Source organism: Rhodoferax ferrireducens, from assembly GCF_049302455.1.
Classification (GTDB): Bacteria; Pseudomonadota; Gammaproteobacteria; order Burkholderiales; family Burkholderiaceae_C; genus Rhodoferax; species Rhodoferax ferrireducens_B.
In genome coordinates, this window is the sequence record NZ_JBAQMD010000033.1 from 1 (window position 1) to 11,376 (window position 11,376).

Annotated in this window: 7 protein-coding genes and 2 pseudogenes; 6 read left to right on the forward strand and 3 right to left on the reverse strand. The window is 59.4% G+C overall.

The genetic code is table 11. The features are described from left to right. Positions 1-98: 98 nt before the first annotated feature. Both WA157_RS05860 and WA157_RS05865 read right to left on the reverse strand, forming a co-directional pair. Positions 99-752: pseudogene (locus WA157_RS05860) on the reverse strand (tyrosine-type recombinase/integrase); the annotation flags it as partial. Between the two features lie 349 nt (positions 753-1,101). After that, complete coding sequence (locus WA157_RS05865; RefSeq protein ID WP_422620077.1) at positions 1,102-2,571, reverse strand: DASS family sodium-coupled anion symporter; 1,470 nt, start codon at positions 2,569-2,571, stop codon at positions 1,102-1,104. Positions 2,572-2,723: 152 nt separating this feature from the next. Between WA157_RS05865 and WA157_RS05870 the strand changes: the two genes are divergently transcribed. Both WA157_RS05870 and WA157_RS05875 read left to right on the forward strand, forming a co-directional pair. Beyond that, complete coding sequence (locus WA157_RS05870; protein WP_422620078.1) at positions 2,724-4,907, forward strand: sensor histidine kinase; 2,184 nt, start codon at positions 2,724-2,726, stop codon at positions 4,905-4,907. Next, positions 4,904-5,503, forward strand: coding sequence for a response regulator transcription factor (locus WA157_RS05875; RefSeq protein WP_422620079.1), 600 nt, complete (start codon positions 4,904-4,906; stop codon positions 5,501-5,503). Before WA157_RS05870 ends, WA157_RS05875 begins: the two co-directional genes overlap by 4 nt. A gap of 656 nt (positions 5,504-6,159) precedes the next feature. Here the strand turns inward: WA157_RS05875 and glmS are convergent. Then, a complete protein-coding gene (gene glmS, locus WA157_RS05880) occupies positions 6,160-8,043 on the reverse strand; it encodes a glutamine--fructose-6-phosphate transaminase (isomerizing) (protein ID WP_422620080.1) in 1,884 nt (627 codons plus the stop codon). A 384-nt stretch (positions 8,044-8,427) separates the two neighbouring features. Here glmS and WA157_RS05885 point away from each other — a divergent pair, with 384 nt between their 5' ends. The 4 genes and pseudogenes from WA157_RS05885 to WA157_RS05900 all read left to right on the forward strand — a co-directional run. Continuing rightward, entirely contained in the window at positions 8,428-9,201 is a 774-nt protein-coding gene (locus WA157_RS05885; RefSeq protein WP_422620083.1) for an ABC transporter ATP-binding protein, read from the forward strand. Further along, positions 9,201-9,905: an ABC transporter ATP-binding protein gene (locus tag WA157_RS05890; RefSeq protein WP_422620081.1), complete on the forward strand. Its 705-nt coding sequence runs from the start codon at positions 9,201-9,203 to the stop codon at positions 9,903-9,905. The genes WA157_RS05885 and WA157_RS05890 overlap by 1 nt, the downstream gene beginning before the upstream one ends. A gap of 67 nt (positions 9,906-9,972) precedes the next feature. Continuing rightward, positions 9,973-11,166 (forward strand): ABC transporter substrate-binding protein, encoded by a 1,194-nt coding sequence (locus tag WA157_RS05895; RefSeq protein ID WP_422620082.1) that lies wholly within the window; start codon positions 9,973-9,975, stop codon positions 11,164-11,166. A 77-nt stretch (positions 11,167-11,243) separates the two neighbouring features. After that, a pseudogene (locus tag WA157_RS05900) lies at positions 11,244-11,376 on the forward strand (branched-chain amino acid ABC transporter permease); the annotation flags it as partial.

Here is an 11,376-nt window from a genome sequence, read left to right on the forward strand (position 1 = left end):
TGGCGCCAAGAGTTGGGGCCGCGTTAGCGACCCCGTTTAGCCGCTTTGAGCGGCTCACAATTTTGAAAACCCCCGGCTTTGCCGGGGGATGGTTATTTGGCTCGATTGAGTTGGCGCGTGCCCAGCGACTCGATGGGATTGAGCCCCGGAAACAGCCAGCCACCGTCGAGCATCTTGCCTTGTGCACGTGCCACACGCCACCAGCAACGCAGCCGCTCCAGCAGTACGGGTGAGAGCATGGCGTAGCGATCCTTGCGTCCCTTGCCTTGTTCCACGCGCAGCGTCATGCGTTGACTGTCAATGTCGCTCACTTTGAGCGCGACCACTTCGCCGACTCGCAGCCCGGTGCCGTAGGCCAATGAAAGGGCTGTCTGGTGCTTGATATGCCCAACTGCAGCAAGCAATCTGGCCACCTCTTGCTTGCTCAACACCACAGGCAGTCGACGCGGCACGCGCACCGACTGCATCTTGGCCATGACCTCTTCACGGCCCAGCGTGATACTGAAGAAGAAATTCAAGCCAACGATGGTCGCGTTGAGCGTGATGGGCGAGGCTCCTAAATCAACCATATGCAACTGGAAGCGGCGCAAATCCTCTGCGCTGGCAGTATCGGGCGACCTGCCGATAAATCCCGCAAGCTTGCGCACGGCTCGAACGTATGCGGATTGCGTCTTGGGCGCCAGCTTGCGCGGTCGCATGTCCTCGATCATGCGTTGACGTAGTGGCGAGACGGCTTGACTTGATGACTCCATGGTTGTGCTCCTGTGGTGAACGAGGCGGAATGCCTCGATTCACAACATAGCCACGGACTCGCCCTGCCGCAAACACCAACAAAGTCCCGAAGCACCTTACCGCGCTAGCGGTTTAGTCCACCGCTGCACAACCGAAATACGCCGCGCTCCATTGCTGACTTCTAAATTTGACGGGCCGCTTCGTAGAAAGTTGGCTGGCTCTGTCCGAGGGCGGTCTTTGGCTACTGACTCCTCTCGGTCTCTGCCTGATCACAGCAGGAAATTTGTCCAAATTTCAAATCGCCGGTTCTTGCAGACTGGGAAACGGCTATTCGAACTGATCGCTCCAAACCAGCCGTTGGCCTTGATCTCACCAGTATCCCAACACCTTCCACCAGATACCGCCGACTACGATCCAGACCGTCAGGTTGACCAGGCTCATCACGAACCCGATCTTCCACCATTCACCCAGCGAGACATAGCCCGAACCGAAGATGATGGGTGAGGTGCCGGTGGCGTAATGCGTCAGCGTCATCATGATCGATGACACCGCCGCCAGCAGCAGTGCAAACGGCATGGCCGGTGCGCCCAGCGCGATGCCGGCCGCAAAGAAGGCGCCGAACATAGCAGTGATGTGCGCGGTGGTGCTGGCAAAGAAATAGTGCGAATACAGGTAGACCAGTATCAGCAATGCCACGGCGCCGACCCAACCCAGGCCAAGGCTGAGAATGCCGCTTTGTACCGCCTTGGAGAACCAGGTGATCAGACCGAGTTTATTGAGGAATGTGGCCATCATCACCAGCGCCGAGAACCAGGTAATGGTGTCCCAGGCGCCCTTTTCCTTGAGCACATCGTCCCAGTCCAGCACGCCGCTGGCCAACAACAGTGCCAACCCCAAGGCCGCGGCCGCGGTGGCGTCCACCTCAAAGCCAGCACCCAGCACCATCGCCGGCACACCAGCCCACAGCAACAGCAGCAGCGCGAATACCGCCAGCAGGATTTTCTCACTGGCCTTGATTGGGCCGAGTTCTGTCAGTCGCTCCTGGGCGAACTGGCAGGCTTGCGGCGTGTCCTTGATGTCCGGAGGTGACAGCCAGTACAGCACGAGCGGCATCAGCAGCATGGCCGCCAGGCCCGGCAGCAGCATGGCCAGGGCCCAGGTGCTCCAGCTCAGGGAAATCTGCGCACCGGTGGCTTCGGCGACGAACTTAACCACCAATGGGTTGGGTGCGGTGGCGGTGATGAACATGGCAGAGGTGATCGGATTGGCGTGGTAGTTGACCAGGGCCAGATAACGTCCGATCCGGCTTGATGTGCCCTGTTCGGGTGTTGAGTCGAAGCTGATCGCGATCGAACGCATGATTGGATGCATGATGCCGCCGCCGCGCGCTGTGTTGCTGGGCGTGACCGGTGCCAGTACCAGTTCCGAAAGCCCCAGCGCGTAGCCGATGCCCAGCGTCTTCTTGCCGAACAGGCGTATGAAAAAATAACCGATGCGCGCGCCCAGACCGGTCTTGATCAGGCCGCGCGAGATCATGATCGACAGGCCGATCAGCCAGATCAGCGTGTTGGAAAAACCACTCAGGGCATCGGTCATGGCTGCCGACGGCTTGCTGTTGGTGACGCCGGTGATGGCCACCAGCGCGATCGCGATCAACGCCAGCGCGCCGATCGGCATGGCCTTGCCGATGATGGCGGCGATGGTGCCGATGAACAGGGCCAGCAGATGCCAGGCTGGCGGCGTGACGTCCTGCGGAACGGGAACCACGAACCAGATGGCGAGCGTAATGGCGATGGCCAGCAAAGCGCTACCCGGCCGGATGGATGACTCTTGCTTCATGATCAGAGAACTCCTTTGTTCTGATGAGTATCGAAGACCGGTGCCGCTCGCGCATCCGTGCGATTCGCCTCCTGCGCCTGCGTAGAAATACGCAGAAGCGCAGCGGTCTGTGCCGCACGATGCCGGATTGCGCTATCGTTGACCCTGTTGTCATGTCTGCTCATTCTTTGGTTGCGGTGAAATCCTTGTCCCTGTCCTTGTCCTTGCTGCGTCGTCTATCCTGGCAGCGCTGGTTGCGCTGGAGCCTGCTGGCGCTGGTCACTGGGGTGGTGATCGCTTTGGTCGGTCAGTGGGCCGAACAGCGCGAGCTGCACATCCGCATACAGGCCCTGCAACAGGCAGCGCAGTCGACCGTGCTGGGACTGGGCGGCATTGCCGCAAAACATGGTTATCTGCCGTATGCGGCAACACGCCACCCGGATGTGCAGGCCTTGCTGAGGCATCCTGCTGACACCTTGCTGCGCGACCGGGTGAACCGCTATCTGGCCGATTTCCAGACGCGTACCGATTCCGCGGCGTTGTTCGTGATGAGTGTCGATGGCTTGACTTTGGCCGCCAGCAACTGGAACAGCGCCGGCAGCTTTGTTGGCCAGTCCTACCGCCAGCGCCCCTATTTCATGCAGGCCTTGCAGGGCCGGCACAGCTATTTTTACGGCGTCGGTCTGACCACCGGCACGCCGGGTTTTTTCATTTCCGAACCGGTGCGCAGTGGCGACGAGGTGATTGGCGTCATGGTGATCAAGGTCAGCCTCGATACGCTAGAGCACTCCTGGGCCAACAGCGCCGACCCGGTCGTGCTGCAGGACAGTCGCGGCATTGTTTTCCTGAGTTCTGAGCCCGAATGGCGGTATAGAAGCCGCGCCCCCCTCTCTGCCGATGATCTGGCTTGGCTGGCCAAGAACTGGCAATACGGCGAGCGCACGGGTTACGACCTGCTGCCGTGGCGCGTGCTGCGCACGACAGGCTCGCCCGCTTACGAGCTGCACGCGGTCGTCAAGGGACAGTTGCGGTCATTCCTGGCGCTGGAGAGCGTGCTGCCCGAACTGGGCTGGACGCTGGTCGTCACCAGCGATCTGAAGGGGGTGACGCAAGCCCGGCGCGAGGCGCTGGTCCTGGCCGCTTTGCTGGCTGCGGTGCTGTTGCTGGCGGGCCTGTACTGGCAATTGCACGAACGCCGCTATTCCGAGCAGCGTCAGGCCAAGCTTGAACTGGAACGCCGGGTGCAGGAGCGTACGCATGACCTGGAGCAGGCGCAGGCTTTCCGCAAGGCGATGGAAGACGCGCTGCTGGTGGGCATGCGTGCACGCGACCCGCAGGGACGTATCAGTTATGTCAACCGTGCCTTTTGCGACATGGTCGGCTACCGCGACGATGAATTGCTGGGCTGCGCGCCACCCTATCCCTATTGGCATCCGGACGAGTTGGACAAATACCGGCGCGATCGCGAGGGCTCCATGTTGGCCGAGGCACAGCCCTACGGATTTGAATCGCGCATTCGCCATCGCGACGGGCATGACGTGATCACCCGGGTTTACACCGCGCCCCTGATCGACGCCCAGGGCCAGAACCAGGGCTGGATGAGTTCAGTGGTCGACATCACGGCGCAAAAACAGGCTGAGGACCGCCAACACGACCAGGAGCTCCAACTGCAGCGCAGCGCACGCCTGGCCAGCGTCGGCGAGATGGCCTCCACGCTGGCGCATGAACTCAATCAACCGCTCATGGCCTTGTCGAACTTCGCCCTGGCCGCACGCAACATCGCCAGCCAGGCGCAGATGGAAGTGCTGGTCTCGGCGCTGGACGACATGGTCGAGCAGTCTCAGCGCGCCAGCGAGATCGTGCAGCGCGTGCGGGGGTTCATCAATCCGCGCCGTGGCAGTTACGAAGCCTGTGATGTGCATGCGGTGATTGCGCATTCGCTGGTTCTGCTCAAGTCCGAACTGGAGCGTCAGGCGGTCACGGTGACGCAGCGTCTGGCCGAGCATATGCCGTCGGTGCGCGGCAACCGGGTGCTGCTGGAGCAGGTGCTGATCAATCTGTTACAGAATGCGCTGCAGGCGATGCAGGATCTGCCAGCGGCCGAGCGCGTGATCGACATCGAGACGATGCTGCTCGGGCGTACCGTCCAGATTCGGGTCGGGGACGCCGGCCCGGGCGTACCCGAGGCTTTGCTCGCGCAGGTGTTCACACCGTTTTTCAGCACCAAGCCTGAAGGCCTGGGCCTGGGACTCAACATCTGTCGCACCCTCGTTGAGGCGCACGGCGGTCACTTGACAGTGGCCAACCGCCTCGGCGGCGGTGCGGTGTTTACCTTTACCCTGGCGCTGAGCGTATGAGCGATACAGCCTTGACTCTCTATGTGGTTGATGACGACGAGGCGCTGCGGCGCTCGCTGCTATTGCTGATGTTTTCCCAGGGAATGGCGGTACGCGGCTTTGAATCGGGCGAAGCCTTTCTGCAGGCCATTGATGCGCGGCAGGTCGGGTGCGTCATCCTAGACCTGCGCATGGGTGGTATGAGTGGCCTGGCGGTTCTGGAACAACTGCGCCTGCGCCATAGCCCGTTGGTTGTGCTGTTTCTCTCAGGGCACGGCACCATTCCGATGGCGTTGGAAGCGGTGGGCCAGGGTGCGTTCGACTGGGTGGTCAAGCCCGATACGCAGCAGTTGCTAGAGAAATTGCCACTGGCAATGGTCGAGGCGCAGGCGCGGGCCGATGCGCTGGCACTCTGGCACGATCTGACGCCACGCGAGCGCGAGGTGGCGCGCCAGGTTGGCCTGGGCCAGTCGAACAAGGAAATTGCCCGCAAGCTGGTTCCGGCCTGCAGTCCTCGTTCGGTCGAGACGCATCGGGCCAGCCTGTTTGCCAAACTCGGTCTAGCCAATGACAACGAGCTGGGACGCTGGCTGACACGACATACCTGGCTGGGTTAGCGAAGCGGACCGCGCGACAGTAGGCCTCATTGAAATGCCTTGTAGTCGAAGAGAGACATGGTAGGTCAGGCTTGTGCTGACTTCGAGCACATCATCAGTCTCAAATCCAATCTCGAACGCCGGCTGTCTCACGCTCAACTCGAAAATGAACGTCATCTCGATCTTTTCATTGCCGGGGGCAAACGGCACGTTGCCGAAGTCAGTGAATAGCGGTTGACCTGCCTCCAAAATCACCAAATTGGTCTGCCCGGTAGCCGACACTGGCGGTCATCAGGTTACGCTGCAGTGGAGCCGGACAATTCTGAAAACTGAACCCAAAATATGAACGACAGCTTCGGCTTGCAATGCCGTGATTGCCAACGGCCGGTCTTCACTTTAGCCACTGATTCTTATGGGCACGTTGCTGGCCACCACGAACGACTCCTGACCGGCAATCAAACGCATGCGATTGGACTTCCCTGTTGGTCTATGCTTGTTTCCGCAGCGTTGCTGCCTGTGGCCACCCATGTTTGAAGACGTGTTTACGACTTTAAAAAATCGTTTCCAAAATCCAACAGCCCGCAAACCCTCATGGATGCTAGGCCTGTGTTTACGACTTTATTAACCTGTGTACGACTTTAATTGCTCGGAATAACAACACAGTAATTTTTCCATCCCTATTCCACCGTCACACTCTTGGCCAAATTGCGCGGCTTGTCCACATCGGTGCCTCTGGCGCACGCCGTGTGGTAGGCCAGCAGTTGCAAGGGCACCACATGCAGCAGTGGCGAGAGTTCGCCGTAATGCTCGGGCATGCGAATGACGTGAATGCCTTCACCCGACTCAATGTGGCTATCGGCGTCGGCCAGCACATAGAGCACGCCACCGCGCGCGCGGACCTCGTGCATATTGCTCTTGAGTTTTTCCAGCAGTGCATCGTTGGGCGCCACCGTAACCACCGGCATGGCACTGGTCACCAAGGCGAGCGGGCCGTGCTTGAGCTCACCGGCCGGGTAGGCCTCGGCATGGATATAGCTGATTTCCTTGAGTTTGAGCGCGCCTTCCAGTGCAATGGGGTAATGCAGGCCGCGGCCCAAAAAGAGTGCGTTTTCTTTTTTGGCAAAGTCTTCGGACCAGGCAATCACCTGGGGTTCCAGTGCCAGCACGGCTTGCAAGGCGGCGGGCAAATGGCGCATGGCTGTAAGGTGGCGCGCTTCTTCGGCCTCGCTCAAGCGCCCTTTGGCTTGCGCCAGCGCAAGCGTCAGCAAGAACAGACCGGCCAGTTGCGCGGTGAAGGCCTTGGTCGACGCCACACCAATTTCGATCCCGGCGCGGGTGATGTAGGTGAGTTCGCATTCGCGCACCATGGCGCTGGTGGCGACGTTGCAGATGGTCAGCGTGTGCGTCATGCCCAGACCTTGGGCGTGGCGCAAAGCGGCCAAGGTGTCGGCTGTTTCTCCGGACTGGGTGATGGTGACGACCAGTGTGCGTGGGTTGGGCACCGACTCGCGGTAGCGGTATTCGCTCGCTACTTCCACCTGGGTGGGGATTTTGGCGATGCTTTCCAGCCAGTACTTTGCGGTGCAGCCACTGTAGTAGCTGGTGCCGCAGGCCAGAATCAAAACCGAGTCAATCTCTTTGAAAACATGCGCCGCGTTGCTGCCCGGCGCATGGTTCATCTGTTGGTCAAACAGTTCGGGCACGATGCCGTCAACGCCTTGCAAGGTGTCGGCAATGGCACGTGGCTGCTCAAAAATCTCTTTTTGCATGAAGTGGCGATACGGTCCCAGCTCGGCCGCGCCGCTGTGCGCGTGTACGGTTTTGACCGGACGCTGCGCCGCTGCGACCGGCTTGCCTTGTTTGTCAAACAGCCAATATTTGCCAAGTTGGATGTCGACGATGTCGCCTTCCTCCAGGTACACGATCTGGTCAGTGACGCCGGCCAGTGCCATCGCGTCGCTGGCCAAGAAGTGCTCCTGGCTGCCTTGGCCCACGCCCAGAATTAGCGGCGAGCCCGCGCGGGCGCCAACCAGGCGCTGTGGCTCATCCTTGCAGAAGACGGCAATGGCGTAGGCGCCGCGCAACTGCTCCAACGCGGCCCTGACGGCTTCAAACAAATCACCGTCATAGCGGCTGTCGATCAGGTGCGCGATGACTTCGGTGTCGGTCTGGCTCTGAAACACATAGCCTTTGGCCTGCAGCATGGTGCGCAGTTGGTCGTGGTTTTCAATGATGCCGTTGTGCACCAGCGCAATGCGCCCGGGGCGGTTCAACGCATCTGCGCCGGGTCCGTGGCTGAAGTGCGGATGGGCGTTGTGAACCAGCGGGGCGCCGTGTGTGGCCCAGCGCGTGTGGGCAATGCCGGTGCTGCCCTCCAGATGACTGGCGCTGACCTGCTCGGCCAGCTCGGCGACGCGGGCGGTGCTTCGGGCCCGCTGCAAACCGTTGGCATAGACGGCCACGCCGCAGGAGTCATAACCGCGGTACTCCAGCCGGGCCAGGCCCTGCACCAGGATAGGAACGATATTGCGGTTTGATACCGCGCCGACGATGCCACACATAGACTGCTCCAGAAATTAGTGCGTAATGGTATGAGAACTTAAAAGAAATTTGCAGCCATATATGTAATTTAATTGATTTTATATTTCATACATTTTGTGAATAACTTTAATATTCCAATATTATGTATTTATCAAAATAAAATTTCCACAAATAGTTGTCGTGTGCCAGTGCGAAGAGAATGCAACTCGCTGCGTCGCAGTGTGGACTGGGCGGTCAATGGCACTTGGCGCAATGCTGGTCCACGCTGTTTGTCCTGTCGTTCGGACAGTAAAACTACCTAAGTGCTTACCCGCTAACGCGGCACAGTGCAACTCGTTAGCATGCACGTTCGTGTTGCGGACCACTGCGTCTGTCAACTGTCATCCAGACAGCCGGAGATCAATTTGTCAGTGGAGTTCATTCTTGAGACCCGTGGCCTGACCAAAGAATTCAAGGGCTTCGTGGCGGTCAACCATGTGGACCTGAAGGTTCGGCGTGGCCACATTCACGCGTTGATTGGTCCCAACGGCGCCGGTAAGACCACCTTTTTCAATTTGCTGACCAAATTTTTACAGCCGACCACCGGCAGCATCTTGTTCAATGGCACCGACATCACGTTTGAGAAGCCAGCGGAAACGGCGCGCCGCGGCATTGTTCGCTCGTTCCAGATTTCGGCCGTGTTTCCGCACATGACGGTGCTGGAAAACGTGCGCGCCGCGCTGCAGCGCAATCTGGGCACCTCGTTTCACTTCTGGAAAGCCGAAAGCACGTTGTTGCATCTGCATGAGCGAGCTCGCCAACTGCTGGCCGAGGTTGATCTGCAGGATTTTGCCGATGAGATGACCGTCAATCTGCCCTATGGCCGCAAGCGCGCGCTGGAGCTGGCCACGACACTGGCGTTGGAGCCGGAGCTGATGCTACTGGATGAGCCGACACAAGGCATGGGTCACGAAGACGTGGACCGGGTCACGCAACTGATCAAAAAAGTGTCTGCCGGGCGCACCATCCTGATGGTGGAGCACAACATGAATGTGGTGTCAAAAATTGCCGACCGCATCACGGTATTGCAGCGTGGCGCCATTATCGCGGACGGCCCGTATGCCGAGGTGTCCAAGAATCCGCTGGTGATCGAAGCCTACATGGGCACCGTCAACACTGAACTGCAGGGTGCACATTGATGAGTAAGGAATTGCTTCGCATCGAAGACCTGCACGCCTGGTACGGCGAGTCGCATATTCTGCATGGCGTCAATTTGACCGTGAACGAAGGCGAAGTGGTGACGCTGCTGGGGCGCAATGGTGCAGGGCGCACCACGACCCTGCGCGCCATCGTTGGCCTGACCGGCAGCCGCAAGGGCGCTATCAATATCCAGGGCGTCGAAACCATCAAAATGGCACCTCACAAGGTGGCCCACTTGGGTGTTGGCTACTGCCCGGAAGAGCGTGGCATTTTTGCCAGCCTGACAGCCGAAGAAAATCTGATGTTGCCGCCCACGCTGGCACCGGGCGGCATGAGCGTCGACGAAATTTACGCGATGTTTCCCAACCTGCAAGAGCGCGCTTCCAGCCCCGGAACCCGCCTGTCAGGTGGCGAGCAGCAGATGCTGGCAGTGGCGCGCATTCTGCGCACCGGTGCCCGGCTGCTGCTGCTCGATGAAATATCGGAAGGTCTGGCGCCTGTCATTGTGCAAAAACTGGCCGAGATGATTTTGACGCTCAAAGCCAAGGGTTACACCATCGTGCTGGTGGAACAAAACTTCCGCTTTGCGGCGCCGCTGGCCGATCGTTTTTACGTGATGGAGCACGGTGTCATCGTCAAGCAGTTCGCGCAAAACGAGTTGGCTCAAAACATGGGCATGCTGCAGGACTATCTGGGCGTTTGACATTTATTTTGCCAACAAAAATAATCCATTTCCCCCGCTTCTCAACAACCAACCCTCAGGAGACACCATGAAATTCAAGACTCTCGTTGCCGCCATGGCTATTGGCTTTGCCGCCGCAGCATCGGCACAGACCACCGGCCCGGTCAAGATCGGCTTCATCACCGACATGTCCAGCGTCTACGCCGACCTGGACGGCCCGGCTGGCGGCGAAATGGTCAAGTGGGCAGCGCAGGATTTTGGCGGCAAGGTGCTGAACCGCCCGATTGAAGTGCTGACCGCCGACCACCAGAACAAGGCCGATGTCGCCAGCTCCAAAGCGCGCGAATGGATTGACAAGGAGGGCCTGTCGATGCTGGTTGGCGGCACCAATTCTGGCACCTCGCTGGCCATGGCCAAAGTTGCTGAAGAGAAAAAGCGCCCGTTCTTTTCAATCGGCGCCGGCTCGGCCCGTCTGACCAATGAGGCCTGCAGCCCCTACACCGTGCATTACGCCTACGACACCGTGGCCCTGGCCAAGGTGGGCGCCTCCGCTCTGGTCAAGGCCGGCGGCAAAAGCTGGTTTTTCCTGACGGCCGATTATGCGTTTGGCCATTCGCTGGAAGCAGACGCGTCCACCATCGTGAAGGCCAACGGTGGCACGGTGGTGGGGGCCGTGCGGCATCCGCTCAATGCCTCTGACTTTTCCTCCTTTCTGCTGCAGGCGCAGTCGTCCAAAGCCCAGGTTCTGGCCCTGGCCAATGCCGGCGGTGACTTCAGCAACGCGATGAAGTCGGCCAAGGAATTTGGCGTCCTCAAGACCATGAAGCCCATCGGGCTGCTGGTGTTCATCAACGAAATCCACAGCCTGGGCCTGGCCAACACCGAGGGCCTGCAAGTGGCCGACAGCTGGTACTGGAACCAGGACGATGCGTCGCGTAAATTTGCCAAGCGCTTCTTTGACAAATACAAGCGCATGCCTTCCAGCGTACAAGCCGCCGACTACTCCGCCGCAGCCAATTACCTGAAGGCCGTGCAGACCGCCGGCACCACGGACGCCGACAAGGTCATGTCGACCCTGAAGAGCATGAAGATCGACGATTTCTACAACAAGGGTCAGATCCGTGCCGACGGCCGCATGATCCACGACATGTACCTGTTCCAGGTCAAGTCGCCCAAGGAATCGACCGTGCCATGGGACTACTACAAGACCGTGGCCAAGATTCCGGGTGAGCAGGCTTTTACCACGGTGGCCGAATCCAAATGTGCGCTGAACAAGAAATAAGCTGACCAACAAGGCGGCTGGTCGCGGGTGCGGTTGGCCGCTTTTTCAATATTTCAGGCATCAACAAACGGGCCTTCATGGATATTTTCGGTATTCCCCTTCAAGCTTTTCTGGGCCAGTTGATGCTGGGCCTGGTCAACGGCGCGTTTTACGCTTTGCTCAGCCTCGGGCTGGCGGTTATCTTTGGCCTGTTGGGCATTGTCAATTTTG